This window comes from Dorea sp. AM13-35 (assembly GCF_003473885.1).
GTDB lineage: Bacteria > Bacillota > Clostridia > Lachnospirales > Lachnospiraceae > Dorea_D > Dorea_D hominis.
In genome coordinates, this window is the sequence record NZ_QUCZ01000001.1 from 1 (window position 1) to 16,777 (window position 16,777).

Consider the following 16,777-nt stretch of genomic DNA (forward strand, 5'->3'; position numbering starts at 1 on the left):
CAGGTGGCTCTCGCCACACCGGACTGGCGGCTCTGCCGCACCGTAATATTCACTAAATATTATATGTGAAGGAAAAGGAGCAATCTTATGGAACGGAAAGAGTATCAAACCAAACTTTCAGATTCATATTATAGTAATGAAGATGAATTGAGAGAGACAATAGATGTACAACCTGTGCTTAATTGTCATATGAAAAAAGTAATGTTGTATCGAATGTTAGTAAAAGGTATTGTAAATCAATCTACATATGAAAAAGTAAATCAAATTTTGGAGGGAGAGATACTTAATGGAGAAATGGAATAAAACCAGTTGTTCTCATCGGGATATTATGGATAAAAGTATAAATATTTCGTTTTATGCAAGAGTTAGTACGGAACATGAAGAACAAATCAATGCATTAGAAAATCAAATTCAATGGTATGATGATCTTCTTAAACTACATCCGAATTGGAATAAGGTAAAGATTTATACAGACCAAGGAATTACCGGAACACAAGCAGAAAAACGTCCTGGATTTATGAAAATGATCGAAGATGCAAAAAAGGGAAAATTTACTTTGATAGTCACAAGAGAAGTTAGTCGCTTCGCAAGGAATACAATTGATAGTTTAATGTACACACGTATGTTGAAAATGAATGGTGTTGAAGTCTTTTTCTATAACGATAATATATGGTCGTTTGATAAAGATGGCGAATTTCGATTAACTATAATGAGTGCAATGAGTCAGGAGGAATCAAGCAAACTCAGTACAAGGGTAAAGTCAGGACAGAAGATATCAAGAGAAAACGGAGTGTTATATGGAAATGGAAATATTCTTGGATATCGTTTAGTTCGTGGAGCTAAGTCCACAGATAATACATATGAGATTATAGAAGAACAGGCTGAAACAGTACGTATGATTTATGATCTTTATTTGAAAGGATATGGTGCAAAGAAAATAGCAAGAATATTAGTTGAACGAAGAAGAAAAAAGGCAATGGGAGGTATGCGATGGTGTAGCACGGATATCCTAAGGATTCTCAGCAATAAAAGCTATTGTGGTTATATAGGGTACAACAAGTCACAGAAAAAGGACTTTTTGGATAAGAGTAGAACGTGTATTAGAGATTCATCACAGTATGTATATATGAAAGGAAACTTCCCGGCAATCATTAGTGAAGAACAATGGAATGAAGTACAAAAAATAAAGCAACAGAAAACTATAAAAGTGCAAAAAGTCACGAATGGAAGGAGACGGTCTAAAGATCCATGGTCAAGAAAACTTGTTTGTGAGTGTGGGAGTACTTACCATAGATATCGGTGGAGAACAAATAACAATGGAACAGTAGCATGGGGATATCAGTGCTTTAATCAAATTCGTAATCGTAAGAAATCATTCTATTTAAAACAAGGATTAGATGGAGAAGGTTATTGTGACATACCAGCAATATGTCAGTGGAAATTGGATTTTATGTGTAGAAATATTGTTTCGCGATTATGGACAACGCAGAATGAAGATATTAATGAGTTGATACAAGTAATCGAAAAGAACATGGTAAAAGATTCTTCGGAAACCGATATCACAATTGAGTCTCTTGAACGAGAAAAAGAACGCCTTGAAAGACGGAAAAGTCAATTGATAGATTTTATGTTGGATGGACAGATTGATAAGAAATCTTATAAAGTGAAAGCAACAGAAATAGATGAATCATTGATTAAAGTGGATGAACAATTAACAACTGTGAAAAAAGAAAAGCCAGAAGTATGTGATTACTATTACATATTACAAGATGAACCGGGATTTGGTTAAAAGAAAAATAAAACCAGTTTCCATTATGTTTAGCGAATATTATTTTTATTTAATAGGATATCGGTATGAAACAGATGTGTCTAATACGCCAATATATTTTCGAGTTGATCGAATTGTAGACATAATAGTTCACCGTGAAAAATACGTCCTGTTAAAAGAGCAGAATATAGATGAAGGAATGCTTAGAAGAAAAAGTCAATTTATGTGGCCCGGTCCGACACGAAAAATTCGTTTCGAATTTTCAGGCCCGTCAGTGCAGGCAATTCTTGATCGGATACCTACTGCAAAAATAATAGATAAATATGCAGGTAAAACTATAATTGAAGCGGAAGTATTCGGTTCGGGAATAAAAATGTTTTTGCTAAGTCAGGGAGCATGGGTGAAAGTGTTGGCGCCGGACGAATTTGTGGAAGAAATGAAGCTGGAAATTAAGAAGATGCATGAGATGTATAAATAATATATTGTAAAAAGAGAGGAGCATAATACAAAAAGTATAGCTCCTTTTTTGGTGCCTTAGTATCCGGAAAAAACACATTTAATTTTAATCAGACAGAAACTGTCCGGGTAACCTGGTATGATAAGAAAAAATAGAAGTGGATGAAATTAAGGTTTCTGTTCAGGAAAATCTGTCTTTTCAAATAAATCACCGATCGGACAATCAAGAATACGGCTTAACGCATCAAGATTTTCGAAACGGATAGAGCTGGTTTGATTTGTTACCATGCGATTAAAATTTTGATAACTTAGGTTCATTTGCTTATAAAGCCAGTATTTTGTGTGATTTTGTTCTTTTAATATATCTAAAACGCGTAACTGTACCATGATTTTCCTCCTGTTATTCTATAATTATATAAAAAATTTTTTTATTGAATAACTTATGTACAAGATATATAATGTACACATGAGATACAGAGATGGATGTATGTAATGCACGAAAGAGAAAAGAGAGGGAAAAGAAAATGGAAATGATTAAAAAAATTACAAAAGAACCAAGGTCAATTATTGCAATAGTAAACTTTATAAGTTTCTTTCTGCCATGGGTATCATTTGATGCATCGGTTGCCGGATACAGTAGTTCAACTAAAGTTACAGGGTTTGGGATGATATCTTATTCTGTTTTAGGAATTGCTTTTTATGTAGTCCCTGTTTTTATTGTAGCGTTACCTTTTATTGAGAGCCTGCGAGAATACGCGAAGAAAATTTATCTGGTACTTTCAATTTGGTCAATTTTATGTATGTTTATTACATGTTCTTTGCTGGCATCAACAGAAGCGTCCTATGATGGAGCAGTATCAGCATCCGTTCATATTCCTAAATTATTGGGATTTTGGATAGCATTGATCTGTAATGTTTTAATTTTTGCCATAACATTATTGCGAAATAAATCTGCAAGTTCATCCGGGCAATCGAATGTAAATTTAAAAAATGTGAATTTGAAGAATATTAATATGGAAAGTATTTCAAATGCTGCACATGAAATCGGAGCTACAATACAGTCTTCAGCATTTGTTGAATGTAAAAAGTGTGGAAATAAAATCCCTCGTGGAAAAAAATTTTGCTCTAATTGTGGAGAAAAAGTGGCCGTAGAAGAAAAAGTGATAAAAAAATATAAATGTTCCGGTTGCGGAAAACCGGCAACAGCAAAAGATAAGTTCTGTTCAGATTGTGGTGCACCGATTGAAGAATATATAGACGCTAATGTATGCCCTAATTGCGGAAAGAAAGTTTTGGAGAATGCGTCATTTTGTACCTTCTGTGGAACAAAGATAGAAAAGGAGACAAAGTAAAATGAAATGGTGTACGAATTGTGGAGCACAATTAAAAGATGAAGAAAAGTATTGCTCGAAATGTGGAGCAAAACAGGATGCAGATAGTATCAGTGAAAATGTAGAAAAGAAAGAAACTGGGAAAAAATCAACAAAAAAAGGAAGGTTGATATTTATCCTTATTTTAATTATTATGGGGATCATTCTTCTTGTATGTCTGACTTTTTTTCAAAAGAAGAAATTAAAAGCTGAAGAAAGAGAAAATTTGACAAAGTTTATAAAAACTGCGGAATGGCCATTTGATACCGAATCAGATAACAAATATAGCACCTACACAATGCGAAAGAATAAAGATGTAATAGTGTTTGATGCCATTAAGAATAAAAATAAAGATTCATTTATCGATGGATTTGCATCGGATGATAAGGGAAATGAATATATTATGTGTAGTTCAATTGATGGCGAAGATACGCATGCAGTATTTCAGGCCTCACAAAAAGAACATTGTTTAGATTTGCTGGTTTATATTGATAAAGAGGATAATTATTATTTTGAAGGTGAAAAATGGAATAAATTATATAATTATCTAAACAAATACAAACCGGATTATTCTACGGAAGAAAAGGATGAGACAAGTAATAAATCGGATGATAAAAAAGATGATTTGGAAAAGGAAGTAAACGATAATCAAAATTCTTCATGTGAGACCTCGCAAAATAAGGAAGCACTTGAAGAAAAAGCAAAGGAAAAACAAAGAAAGGAAGCTGCAGCTAAGCAGAAGCAACAGCAGGATGGATTTATTTTAAAATACAGTACAGAATATCTTAATCTGGACACAGAAAATGATCATACAACTATCAGAGTGACTCCTACTTTAGAAAAAGAAGTTAAAATTGATATTCATATTCCGGACTATGATGATTTTGAGTATTATGGAAATGTAATAAATTCAAAAACGGTCGATTTTAAGCTTGATGCAGGAGAAACTATTCGAATGGTATGGACAGATAAGAATAATTTTGAGGTCCATGCGATAAATGGCTTTGCAGATGACACAATACATCTGGTTAGACAATTGTGTTATGCATTGAATGATCAAAAATATAATTTGAATGCAAGTTAAAAAGTGCATTCTATAATTATTACGTGGTAATGCAATCACAAAAAATAATATTACAAGAAATGGGAGGAAGGAAAAGTGAAAAAGAAGATGCATTTAAAAGTTGTAAAGTGTTTAGCAACTTTATGTTTGGCGATTGGAATATTTGGGATATGTGGACTAAATGTTCATGCAGAGTCTGCTGCGTTAAAGAAAGGAAGCAATACCGCTGCTGTGAATATTTCAAAAGATGGATGGACAATGACAGCAGCTTTCCGGAAAAGCAACAGCTCTCATATTATGAAGACAAAACTATACGGAACACGGTTTCAAGGTCATATGTGGTGGGAAGATAAAAATGGCGAAGAAACAGTTAAGATTTATTATAAATCAGGGAAGATTAATAAGATCAAAGCGAAGTTTTCCAAAAAGTCACAGAAGAAATACAACGGTGTGTACAAAGTTTATAATGTAATCAAAGCTCCTAAATTATCAGCGATAAAAGAAAAAGGTCCATATCCATATGGGGATGGTGTGATATATTCAGTGACATGGAGTAAAGTATCTGGAGCAAAAGGGTATCAGTGTAAGGTATCGGCTTTAGCTGGTGAATGGTGGAACATGTATGTTAAAAGATCAACATCGCATAGATCCGCCAGTGTAGAAGGATCTGATATTGAGAAAGTTAAATTCAAAGTTCGTGCTTATAAAAAGGTAAATGGAATTTCAGTATATGGACCCTGGTCTAATACACGTTCAAAAAAATGTTGGTAATATAGCAATGGATTTTTAGATATGATGAGTTAGTAAAAAATAGATGGAAATAAGAATACCGCTGAATATGAGGTTAATGACTGATATTCAGCGGTGTTTTGCAAAATGACAATTACAAAATATAAGGTTGAAATTGTTTATTCTATTGCAGAATAATATCTAAACAGATTGACATTCCCCGCAAAATTAGGCACAATAGAAAGCAGACGATATCGTTTGCTTACATGCAAAATGGGTATAAGAATAAAAAAACAAGGAGGATAATATTATGCCACATATCGATGTTAAAATGTTTCCGGGAAGAAATGATGAAATTAAGAAGAATCTTGCAGAGAAGTTATTAAAGACTGCAGCAGAGGAACTTCAGATTCCGGCAGAGAACCTGTCAGTTTCTGTAGAGGATGTAGATCCGAAGAAATGGAATGAAGAAGTCGGTGCAGCAACACCGGATGACAAAATTTATGCCGGAAAGATGTTCCGTGCAGAGTAATGCACGGATTAGGGAATGAGGTATGAATAAGAGAGAGTCGTTTAGCAGTAGGTGGGGATTTATCTGCGCCTGCATTGGCTCTGCCGTAGGAATGGGCAATATCTGGATGTTTCCGACCAGAGTGTCGCTGTACGGTGGAGGATCTTTCCTGATTCCGTATTTTCTATTTGTGATTTTGATCGGTTCTACCGGCGTGATCGGTGAGATGAGTTTTGGAAGGGCTGCAAAGTCCGGACCGATCGATGCATTTGGAATCGCATGTGAGAAAAGAGGAAGAAGGAAGAGCGGAGAAGCACTGGGAATGATCCCGGTGATCGGATCTCTTGCTATGGCAATCGGATATACGGTTGTTATGGGCTGGATTTTGAAATACGCTGTAGGAACATTTACCGGAGCAACGTTAGAGCCGGAAAATGTAGAGGCATTTGGTGCAAAGTTTGGACAGATGGCATCTGCATTTGGAAATAATTTATGGCAGATCATTGCACTGGCTGCATGTATGCTGATTCTGATGCTTGGCGTCGGAAGTGGAATTGAAAAAGCAAACAAAGTTATGATGCCAATATTCTTCGCATTGTTTGTGATACTTGGGATTTATGTAGCATTTCAGCCGGGTGCATCAGCCGGATACCATTACATATTCCGGATCGATCCAAAAGCATTCAGTGATCCGGCAACATGGATCTTTGCATTGGGACAGGCGTTCTTTTCCCTGTCTGTAGCAGGAAACGGAACGTTGATCTATGGATCGTATCTGTCAGATGAAGAAGACATTCCGGCATCTGCGGGAAGAGTAGCATTCTTTGATACGATTGCGGCAATTCTTGCGGCGCTGGTGATCATTCCGGCGATGGCAACAACAGGTGCACAGCTGAATCAAGGCGGACCGGGACTATTATTTATTTTCCTGCCGAATCTGATTAAGACCATGCCGGGCGGACCGGTGATCGCAATTATTTTTTTCGTGGCAGTATTGCTTGCAGGTATGACATCGCTGATCAATCTCTACGAAGCACCGATTGCTACCGTGCAGGAGAAACTGCATTTGTCACGTGTTCCGGCATGCGGTGTGATCGCAGTGGTCGGTGTGATTGTTTCGCTGGTAATCCAGGGAATTGTGTCACAGTGGATGGACGTTTTATCCGTATATATCTGTCCGCTCGGAGCAGGACTTGCAGGCATCATGTTCTTCTGGGTATGCGGTAAGAAATATGTAGAAGCCCAGGTGAACCTTGGAAGAGAGAAGGACTATCGCGCTTCTTTCTATACAATTTGTAAATATGTATATGTACCGGTGTGTTTCATTGTGTTGATTCTTGGAATTGCACTTGGAGGTATCGGATAAGAAGAAAAGGTCTGTGAAAATATATATTTTCACAGACCTTTTCCTATGCCATAGGAAATTACTCCGTAATGTTCCTGTGACATAGAAAGCTTTCTGGAAAAGATTGTGCCGAGACACAATCTTTATACTTGACAAAAAAGTTAGTGTGAACTAACATGAAAATGAGAAACAAAATCAAAATCCAGGGAGGAATGAGATGTTTTTAAAAATAGAGGGAATAAAAAAATCTTTTGGTTACGGGGAGAACCGGGTAGAAGTATTAAAAGGATTGAATCTGGAGATTGAGAGAGGCGAATTCTGTGTGCTTTTAGGACCGTCCGGTTCTGGAAAGTCCACACTTCTTAATATTATCGGAGGAATCGACGGAGCAGATGACGGAAGCATCACAATTGAAGGTGAACGTTTGGAAGATATGTCGGAGAAACGATTATCGCTGTACCGCAGAAAGCACCTTGGATACATTTTCCAGATGTACAATCTGATCCCGAATCTGACTGTGCGGGAAAATATTGAAGTAGGAGCGTACTTAAGCGATCAGCCGCTTCCGGTGGATGATCTTTTAAATATACTAGGACTGACAGAACACCAGAGGAAATTGCCGAATCAGTTGTCCGGCGGACAGCAGCAGCGTACCGCGATCGGTCGTGCCATTGTAAAAAATCCGGATATCCTGCTCTGTGATGAGCCGACCGGAGCTTTGGATTATCATACGTCAAAAGAGATATTGAAACTGATTGAGAAGGTGAATCTGAAATACGGAAATACCATTATCATGGTAACACACAATGATGCGATCAAGGATATGGCAGACCGTGTTGTAAAATTAAAAGATGGTGGTATCCGGAGCAATATATTAAATAAGAATAAGATTCCGGCAGCAGAACTGGAATGGTAAGGAGGACGAACAGATGAAGAGTCCTTTGCGTAAAAGACTCCCGCGGGAATTAAAGGGAGAGTTGGGAAAATACCTGGTTGTATTCCTTCTGATGGTAGCTACGATCGGATTTGTATCCGGCTTCCTTGTAGCAGATGGAAGTATGCTGAAAGCATATAATGAAGGATTCGCTAAATATAATATTGAAAATGGAAATTTCCGTGTCAAAGAAAAGATTTACCAGGCACAGAAAGAAGAAATAGAAAAAAATGACATAAAGCTTTATGAAAATTATTATATCGAGCAGACAATGTCCAACAAAAGCACCATACGTTTCTTCAAAAATCGGAAACAGGTCAACAAAGTTTGTCTTATGAAAGGAAGTCTTCCAAAGAAGGCGGACGAGATGGCAATCGACCGTATGTATGCGGATAACAATAAGCTCGCTGTTGGCGATACAATGAAGAGTAAAGGCAAGATATGGAAGATTACGGGGCTGGTGGCACTTTCTGATTATAGCTGTCTGTTCCAGAATAACAGTGATACGATGTTTGATGCAGTGAAATTCGGTGTTGCGATAGTGACGGATAAAGGATTTCAGACATTGGATAAAAAGGCATGTCAATACAACTATTCATGGACTTACAACAAAGAACCAGAGAATGAGAAATCGGAAAAAGAGGTAGCGGAAGACCTGATGGAAAACATTGGCAAAGAAGTTACGCTGGAGAGCTTCGTTCCAAGATATCAGAATCAGGCGATTAATTTCACCGGAGAGGACATGGGAAGTGACCGTGCGATGATCATCGTACTTCTCTACATGGTTATTGTGATCATGGCATTTGTATTTGGCGTGACGATCAGCAATACGATACGAAATGAAGCAGCTGTCATCGGAACGCTCAGGGCATCCGGCTACACAAGAAAAGAACTGATACATCATTATATGGTTCTTCCGATATGCGTGACGCTGGCTGGCGCATTGATTGGAAATATACTTGGATATACGGTGCTGAAAAATGTATGTGCAGGGATGTATTACGGCAGTTACAGTCTGCCGACTTATGTAACTGTATGGAACGGAGAAGCATTTCTGCTGACAACGGTTGTGCCGGTGTTGATCATGTTGCTGATTAATTATATGGTATTGCATCACAAATTAAAATTATCTCCGTTACAGTTTTTAAGAAGAGATCTGTCTGGTAAAAAGAAGAAAAAGGCGATGTATTTAAGCCCGAAAACAAGCATTTTCCATCGCTTCAGGCTGCGAATTATTTTCCAGAACAAGAGTAATTATCTGGTATTATTTACAGGTATATTATTTGCAAATCTTTTGCTGTTCTTCGGACTGCTGCTTCCGTCAGTACTGAGTCATTATCAGGTGGAGATCCAGAACGGGCTTCTGGCAAAATATCAGTATCTGTTAGAAGCGCCGGTGTCAGCGGCAAGTGGAAATGAACTGGACAGACTGATTTCCATGCTGGAGTTTTCAGCTGGAACAAAGACGGACAATCCGGATGCGGAAGAATTCAGTGCTTACAGTCTGGATACACTCCCGGGAAAATATAAAACAGAAGAAATCATGCTTTATGGTGTGGATCCGGACAGTGACTATGTGAAAGTTGACACGAAAGATGGCGTTTATATTTCAAGCGCCTATGCGGATAAATTCCAGATTAAAAAAGGTGACATGATCAAGTTAAAAGAGAAATACGAAAAAGATACTTATTCTTTTAAAGTAAAAGGAATCTACCAATACAGCGGTGCACTCTGTGTCTTTATGGATCAGCAGAAGCTGAATAAAACATTTGATCTGGGAACCGATTATTACAGTGGTTATTTTTCAAAAACAAAGATTACGGATATTGATGAAAAATATATCGGTTCTGTCATTGATTTGAGTGCACTTACAAAAGTATCCAGACAATTGGATGTGTCGATGGGAAATATGATGGGACTGGTCAACGGATTTGCAGTTGCAATTTTCCTTGTACTCATTTATCTGCTGTCCAAGATCATTATAGAGAAAAATGCACAGTCGATATCTATGGCGAAAATTCTTGGATACACAGATGGAGAGATTGGCAGGTTATATATATTATCAACATCGATCGTTGTAATACTTTGCCTTTTGTTCAGTTTTCCGATAGAAGAAACATTTATGAAAATAATCTTCCGGGAGATGATGCTAGCCAGCATTTCCGGCTGGATCACACTGTGGATAGATCCGAAGATTTATGTAGAAATGTTCGTAATCGGAGCAGTAACTTATGCAGTAGTTGCAGCGCTGGAATACAGAAAGATTCAGAAGGTTCCGATGGATGAAGCATTAAAAAATGTAGAATAAGGTTTGAATCAGAAAATATTTGTAGTATAATAGAACTATCATAGTGCAGTGGGAGGAAAACACGAAAGTATGACCGGTTCTGAAAGAAGAGATAAGATAATTGCCACAATGCAGGAAAACAGGATGCCGGTTCCGGGGAAGGAACTGGCGTCCTTTTACAATGTAAGCCGTCAGGTGATCGTTCAGGATATTGCTCTGATGCGTGCAGCCGGATATGATATCATATCTACGAACAGAGGATATATTCTGAACAGTCCGAAGAGTGTAAAACGTATTTTTAAAGTGCAGCATACAGATGAACAGATGGAAGATGAGCTCTATTCAATTGTGGATCTGGGAGGCTGCGTGGAGACAGTTATTGTGAATCATAAAGTATATGGACGGATGGAGGCGAAGCTTCATATTACGTCTCGGAGACTTGCGTGGGAATTTTTGGAAGATATAAGGAGTGGCAAATCCAGTCCGCTTAAGAATATCACATCAAACTATCATTACCATGAGGTGCATGCAGATAGTGAAGAGACACTGGACATGATAGAAAATATGTTAAGAGAGAAAGGATATTTAGTTGAGGACTAAAGACATCGACAGATGTTGTACCTCAAGGGGAAGAGGGAAAATGAAATTTGAAGCAAAAAAAGATTTGAAGCGAATTGTAGTTGTATGTTTTGCGGCGTTGATGATGGCATTAAACATTAAGACGTTTGTGCGTGCCGGAGGACTGTATCCGGGCGGTGCGACAGGACTTACACTTCTTGTTCAGCGAAGTGCAAAACTGTTTTTCCATATTGCGATTCCATATACACTTGTCAATGTGCTGCTGAATGCAGTGCCGATCTATATCGGATTTCGCTTTATCGGTAAAAAGTTTACATTGTATTCCTGTCTGATGATCGTATTGACCAGTGTGCTGACAGATATGTTGCCGGGATATGCGATCACGTATGATACACTTTTGATCAGTATTTTTGGAGGAATGATCAATGGACTGGCAATCAGCCTGTGTCTTGCGGTCAATGCGACCAGTGGAGGAACTGACTTTATTGCAATTTATCTGTCAGATAAGAAAGGAATCGATTCCTGGAATATGGTTCTTGGACTGAATGTGATCATCCTTGCGGCAGCAGGTGTACTGTTCGGATGGGATAAAGCGCTGTATTCGATTATTTTCCAGTATGCGTCAACGCAGGTGCTTCATGAGCTGTATAAAAAATATCAGCAGAATACAGTGCTTGTTGTAACGAATCACGCAAGAGATGTTTATGAAGCAATTGCAAGAGTGTGCAATCACAGTGCTACGATCATGGAAGGTGAAGGATCTTATGAACACCGTGAACGTAAGGTCGTTTATTCTGTTATATCAAGCGCTGAGATCAAAAAGGTTATGAAAGCAATCAAAGAAGCCGATCCGCATGCTTTTGTCAATGTAATGAAGACAGAGCAGCTATCCGGACGTTTCTACCAGAAACCGACAGATTAAGACAGAGATATGAGAAATGTGTCGAAGGAAAAATTTGCAATTATGACTGGCTATGGTATAATAGTTGCGACCAAAAAATTGGTGTAGCGATGTAAGGAGGAATATCATGGCTAGAAAACGAGTAATAAAGAAAAAAGAAGCAATGAAAGCGGCAATAGAAAAAGCGCAGCTTACAGAGGAAAAAAAAGCGGCAGAAAAAGCGCAGCTTACAGAGGAGAAGAAGACACAGTCTGCAGAAGAAAAAGTAGCAGAGAAAGTCAGCGATACTGCGAAAGAAATAAAGGCAACAGCAAAAACAGCAGCCAGAACAGCTGTAAAAGAGGCGAAAGCAGCTAAAGAGACTGTAAAAAAGACAGCAGCCAAAGAAGTGAAGGGAGCCAAAGAAGCAGTGAAGAAGACTGCTGCAAAGAGACCATCTAAGAAGGATATGAAAGTCCGTACATTTGTGGAATATTATGGCAAGCAGGTCGAGGAAAAAGAAATGATCGCCAGAGTCAAGAAGGCGTGGACGAAAAAGGGAAAGAGAGTCGGGGAGATTAAGACACTGGAACTATATGTCAAACCGGAAGAAGGCGCTGTTTATTATGTAATCAACAGTGAGGAGACCGGCGCAGTAGAATATTAAATTGTGAAAGACAGGGGATTAGAAGATAAGGGACAAAAGGAGAGACGAATATGGATGAAATAAAGACATTATTAGAGAACGTTTTAAGTAAAACATCCGATATGAAACAGGCATTTATCGATCTTGCACCGAACAGCCGGATGAATATGGGAATTATTGGTGCAATGATCATTGTTGGAGTGCTGCTTGCACTGTTTGGACTGAAACTGGTAAAATTATTTACGGCGCTTTGTGGCTTCGGCATTGGTGCAGCAATCGGAGCCGGAGTTGTACAGGTTATGCATCCGTCTCAGATGACAGGGATGATTATTCTGTTTGGCTGTGCTGTCGTTATGGCTGTGCTTGCGTTTTTCCTACATAAACTGGGTATATTTATCACGGTGTTTATAGTATCTATGGCGATTGCGGTGACGGCGAATATGCCACACAGTTTACTGATCGCCGGAATTTATGTCGTGGTATCTCTGATACTTGCAATACTTGCGGTGATTTTCACGGAACCACTGATGATCGTTGTAACAGCATTTGCCGGCGGAATGAGTGTTGGAACAGCAGTTGTAATGCTTGTGGATCTTCCGTTTGCAGGAGTGGCAAGACTGGTGATCGGTGTTGTTGTTGCAATTATCGGCATGATTGTACAGTTTATGATGCAGTCAAGAAAACTTGGCAAAAAAGAGAAGAAATTCTCAGAAAAAATAAAAGAACAGGATTCTGTGGAGTCAGAAGTTGAGAAAGCAAGAATGATACTGGATGATTTTGATGATGATACGGATGAAGATGATGAGTAAGTAGTCCGTTTTATGAGACACCTCTTCTGCTATAGTATTGAATTATAGAAGGAGAGGTGCTTTTTTATGAGAAGAATTATAAGGAGATTTTTACAAAACAGCAAGATGATAACAGGCGTGCTTGTTCAGATGATGGCAGCTTTTTTATTTGGTTTCACAGCAGTTGAGCTGCCGAACTATCTATATTTTCTGATCTGGTGTACAGGTCTTATTCTCTGCTGTAGTGTGACAGGAACGAAAGAATCAAAAAAAGCGTTTTGAGGGAAATACAGGCAGAAGTCCGGATCAGTTGTATTTTGCATGATATGTGATATAATAAAATCAAGTTCATGCAAAGGAGGCTTGTTTATGAAGCTGGATATGCATTGTCATGTGAAGGAAGGTTCTGTTGACAGCAGAGTGAGTCTGGACGAATATATTACAAAACTGAAAGCACACGGATTTGACGGAATGTTGATCACCGACCATGATACGTATAAAGGATACAGATACTGGAAGAACGAGATGAAAGGCAAGGTGTACGAAGATTTTGTTGTACTCAAAGGCATCGAGTATGACACCTGTGATGCAGGACATATCATCTGCATTATGCCGGAAGGTGTGAAGATGCGTTTGCTTGAGATGCGTGGAATGCCAGTGGCTATGCTGATCGATTTTGTGCATAGGCATGGCGGAATTTTAGGACCGGCACATCCGTGTGGCGAGAAATATATGAGCTTTACGAATACAAAGAGATATTATCGTTCACCGGAGATTATCAAGCGTTTTGATTTTATTGAAGCATTTAACGCCTGCGAACCGGAAGCATCGAATGAAGGTGCAAGGAAGCTGGCGCAGAAGTATAAGAAACCGGGGATTGGAGGAAGTGATTCTCATAAGCTGAATTGTGTTTCCATGGGATATACGATTCTTCCGGAGCGTGTCACCTGTGAAACAGAGTTGATTGCACTGATACGGAAGAAAGTACCGATAGAAGCAGGAGGAAAACTGTACGATAAGACAACGAAAGACAGAATTGGAAAAGCAAGCAAGCTTTTGGCATATTCATTCTGGTTTTATAACAAAGGCGGCGAATTGCTGAAGAGAAGAAAGAGACGGAAAAAAGGTAAGATTGAAAATCCAATGGATCCGATCGATCCAATCGAGATTCAATATTTAAAAGAGCATAATTCTTAGATATTTCTGAGAGAAAGAGAAAGGCACATATACAAGATTAAAGAATCCGTATATGTGCCTTTGCAACTGTAATACTATTAATGGAAAGCCTGTCAGTGCAGTATTTTAAATTTCAATCTTACGCAGACAAGATTAAAATAATAAAGAGCAGACGTGGTAAGCAATGCAGCTGCATGTCCATGCAGTAACTAATTGATAGAGAAGAATAGATATAGTAGATTTCCAACTGTTCAATTCTCTATGAATCGTTGCGATGGTAGCAGTGTATGGTACATAAAGCAAACAAAAAACCATAAGAGCGTATGCGTTTGCAGGACCGAATCCAAGAGTACCCAGAGTGGCAGACATGGTTGTCATGCCATGTGCGGTTGTAATATTCTGTATCCCGAAAAGGACACTGCAACTGGACACAACCACTTCTTTTGCGGCAATTCCGGCAATCAGTGCGACAATGATCTGCCAGTATCCAAGACCGACAGGCCGAAAGAGCGGGACGATTGCTTTCCCAATATAGGATCCGAAACTCAGACTGATATCTGTTACATATCCGGTCGGACCGAAATTTAAAATAATCCACATCAGAACAGATGCCAGGAAAATAACGGTTCCAGCTTTTGTCAGGTAGTCTTTGATCTTTTCCCATACATAAATTGCAATGGTGTGTGCATTTGGTGACTTGTATTCCGGAAGCTCGATCAACAGTGCATGATCGGCTTTTGAACCGTCTATACGTGAAAGGATGTAGGCGGTTGTGATCGCAATCAAAATTCCAAGTATGTACAAAGAGTAGCAGGCGAGCATTGCGTGTTCTCCAAAAAACATGGATGAGAACAGGACGTAAATCGGAAGTCTTGCACTGCAGGACATAAATGGTGTGATCAAAATTGTTTTGAACCGGTCTTTCGGATGCTCTAAAGCCCTGGATGCCATAACAGCGGGAACGGAACAGCCAAATCCCAGAAGTAATGGCAGAAAAGCTTTTCCGGACAGTCCGAGATGGCTCATAATATCATCCATTACAAAAGCAACTCTTGCCATATAGCCACTGTCCTCCAAAAACGCCAGTGCCAGGAAGAGAATAAAAATATTTGGCAAAAAAGTTAAGATCCCGCCTACACCGGAAATGATTCCGTCCGTGATGAGCGATGAAAGCATCGGGTGTACATGTAGTGCCTGTAAAAGGGCAGATGCACCGGATGTCAGGTAGTCTAATGCAATTTCAAAATATCCTTTCAGAAAATCACCAATTGTAAATGTCAGGAAAAATACAATTGCCATAATGCCAAGGAAGATTGGAAGTCCCAGAAACCGATTCGTCAGGTAAGAATCTATCTTATCTGTAGCTGCCTCTTTTTTTGATTTACCAACGAGGACTTCACCGATCACTTCTTCGATAAAATCATATTTCTGATTGATCATATCTTTTTCGTAGCTTCGCTCAATAATATCGGCGCAGTCAATTGGATGACGTTTGCGGATATCAGGATCGTTTTCGAGAAGTTTGATCGCATGCCAGCGTTTGTTTGTCATATCCGGATATTTTTTTGAAAGACGGCTGATCAGGAGATCAATTTTGTCTTCGATTTCATCGTTGTAAACCATTGCATATTCAGAATGGTGATCATGTCGGTGATGAGAAGACTTCCCGGTGTGATGATGAATCAACGGATCCTGAACATCAGGATCATTATGATGTGCTACAGCATGCATTAAGATAGATAGTCCGGTGCGTTTGCGTGCAGAAACCGGAATGACTGGTATGCCGAGCATTTCCGGAAGCCGGTGAAGATCTAATTCCAGCCCGCGTTCTTCAACGATATCCATCATATTGAGCGCCAGTACAACCGGCTTGCCAAGTTCAAGAAGCTGCAATGTTAAATAGAGATTGCGTTCAAGACTGGAAGCATCAATGACGTCTACAATGACATCTACTTCATCACTTAAAATACAGTCTCTGGATACGGTTTCTTCCATCGTATAAGATGAGAGACTGTAAATGCCGGGAAGATCGATCAGACGAAATTCCTGCCCTTTGTAAAAGGTTTTTCCTTCTTTCTTTTCAACAGTTACGCCGGGCCAGTTTGCAACTTTTAAATTCGCGCCTGTGTACGCATTAAAAAGCGTTGTCTTTCCGCAGTTTGGATTCCCGATGAATCCGACATTGATAATTTCGCTGTTGTTATTAGTCTGGTTATTTTTTTCTCTTGTGTCTGCAAGTCCCATG

18 protein-coding genes are annotated in these 16,777 nt (G+C 38.9%); 16 read left to right on the plus strand and 2 right to left on the minus strand.

Annotated elements, in window-relative coordinates:
• Nucleotides 1-87: 87 nt before the first annotated feature.
• The 3 genes from DW152_RS00005 to DW152_RS00015 are packed head-to-tail and all read left to right on the plus strand — an operon-like array spanning nt 88 to nt 2,246.
• Nucleotides 88-303 carry a hypothetical protein gene (locus DW152_RS00005; RefSeq protein WP_118287705.1) on the plus strand — a complete coding sequence of 72 codons (216 nt, stop codon included), beginning with the start codon at nt 88-90 and terminating at the stop codon, nt 301-303.
• Nucleotides 287-1,789 carry a recombinase family protein gene (locus DW152_RS00010; RefSeq protein WP_118287706.1) on the plus strand — a complete coding sequence of 501 codons (1,503 nt, stop codon included), beginning with the start codon at nt 287-289 and terminating at the stop codon, nt 1,787-1,789. The genes DW152_RS00005 and DW152_RS00010 overlap by 17 nt, the downstream gene beginning before the upstream one ends.
• Nucleotides 1,782-2,246 (plus strand): helix-turn-helix transcriptional regulator, encoded by a 465-nt coding sequence (locus tag DW152_RS00015; RefSeq protein WP_243059727.1) that lies wholly within the window; start codon nt 1,782-1,784, stop codon nt 2,244-2,246. Before DW152_RS00010 ends, DW152_RS00015 begins: the two co-directional genes overlap by 8 nt.
• A 146-nt stretch (nt 2,247-2,392) precedes the next feature.
• Here DW152_RS00015 and DW152_RS00020 read toward each other — a convergent pair whose 3' ends face one another.
• Nucleotides 2,393-2,611, minus strand: a complete 219-nt coding sequence (locus tag DW152_RS00020) for a helix-turn-helix domain-containing protein (protein WP_021861226.1) — start codon at nt 2,609-2,611, stop codon at nt 2,393-2,395.
• Nucleotides 2,612-2,703: 92 nt separating this feature from the next.
• On the opposite strand from DW152_RS00020, the gene DW152_RS00025 reads away from it, so the two are divergent.
• The 13 genes from DW152_RS00025 (at nt 2,704) to DW152_RS00085 (ending at nt 14,553) form a co-directional block, all read left to right on the plus strand.
• Complete coding sequence (locus DW152_RS00025) at nt 2,704-3,576, plus strand: zinc ribbon domain-containing protein (RefSeq protein WP_118287708.1); 873 nt, start codon at nt 2,704-2,706, stop codon at nt 3,574-3,576.
• A 1-nt stretch (nt 3,577) separates the two neighbouring features.
• A complete protein-coding gene (locus DW152_RS00030; protein WP_118287709.1) occupies nt 3,578-4,678 on the plus strand; it encodes a zinc ribbon domain-containing protein in 1,101 nt (366 codons plus the stop codon).
• A gap of 75 nt (nt 4,679-4,753) precedes the next feature.
• Nucleotides 4,754-5,428: a hypothetical protein gene (locus DW152_RS00035; protein ID WP_117538255.1), complete on the plus strand. Its 675-nt coding sequence runs from the start codon at nt 4,754-4,756 to the stop codon at nt 5,426-5,428.
• A gap of 268 nt (nt 5,429-5,696) precedes the next feature.
• The gene (locus DW152_RS00040) at nt 5,697-5,918 is read left to right on the plus strand and encodes a tautomerase family protein (RefSeq protein ID WP_021861231.1); all 222 of its coding nucleotides are present in this window, start codon (nt 5,697-5,699) and stop codon (nt 5,916-5,918) included.
• Nucleotides 5,919-5,940: 22 nt separating this feature from the next.
• A complete protein-coding gene (locus DW152_RS00045; protein WP_021861232.1) occupies nt 5,941-7,263 on the plus strand; it encodes a sodium-dependent transporter in 1,323 nt (440 codons plus the stop codon).
• A gap of 196 nt (nt 7,264-7,459) precedes the next feature.
• On the plus strand, nt 7,460-8,158 hold the full coding sequence (locus tag DW152_RS00050) for an ABC transporter ATP-binding protein (RefSeq protein WP_118287710.1): 699 nt from the start codon (nt 7,460-7,462) through the stop codon (nt 8,156-8,158).
• Nucleotides 8,159-8,171: 13 nt separating this feature from the next.
• On the plus strand, nt 8,172-10,484 hold the full coding sequence (locus DW152_RS00055; RefSeq protein ID WP_021861234.1) for an ABC transporter permease: 2,313 nt from the start codon (nt 8,172-8,174) through the stop codon (nt 10,482-10,484).
• 69 nt (nt 10,485-10,553) lie between these two features.
• Nucleotides 10,554-11,063, plus strand: a complete 510-nt coding sequence (locus tag DW152_RS00060; protein WP_117538259.1) for a transcription repressor NadR — start codon at nt 10,554-10,556, stop codon at nt 11,061-11,063.
• Between the two features lie 40 nt (nt 11,064-11,103).
• A complete protein-coding gene (locus tag DW152_RS00065; RefSeq protein ID WP_118287711.1) occupies nt 11,104-11,964 on the plus strand; it encodes a YitT family protein in 861 nt (286 codons plus the stop codon).
• A gap of 106 nt (nt 11,965-12,070) precedes the next feature.
• Complete coding sequence (locus DW152_RS00070; protein ID WP_021861237.1) at nt 12,071-12,589, plus strand: DUF6465 family protein; 519 nt, start codon at nt 12,071-12,073, stop codon at nt 12,587-12,589.
• 50 nt (nt 12,590-12,639) lie between these two features.
• A complete protein-coding gene (locus tag DW152_RS00075) occupies nt 12,640-13,377 on the plus strand; it encodes a transmembrane protein (RefSeq protein WP_021861238.1) in 738 nt (245 codons plus the stop codon).
• Nucleotides 13,378-13,443: 66 nt separating this feature from the next.
• Nucleotides 13,444-13,638, plus strand: a complete 195-nt coding sequence (locus DW152_RS00080; protein ID WP_021861239.1) for a hypothetical protein — start codon at nt 13,444-13,446, stop codon at nt 13,636-13,638.
• Nucleotides 13,639-13,725: 87 nt separating this feature from the next.
• Nucleotides 13,726-14,553, plus strand: a complete 828-nt coding sequence (locus DW152_RS00085; RefSeq protein ID WP_021861240.1) for a PHP domain-containing protein — start codon at nt 13,726-13,728, stop codon at nt 14,551-14,553.
• Between the two features lie 132 nt (nt 14,554-14,685).
• Here the strand turns inward: DW152_RS00085 and feoB are convergent, their stop codons facing one another.
• The gene (feoB, locus tag DW152_RS00090; protein WP_118287712.1) at nt 14,686-16,776 is read right to left on the minus strand and encodes a ferrous iron transport protein B; all 2,091 of its coding nucleotides are present in this window, start codon (nt 16,774-16,776) and stop codon (nt 14,686-14,688) included.
• Nucleotide 16,777: the final 1 nt, after the last annotated feature.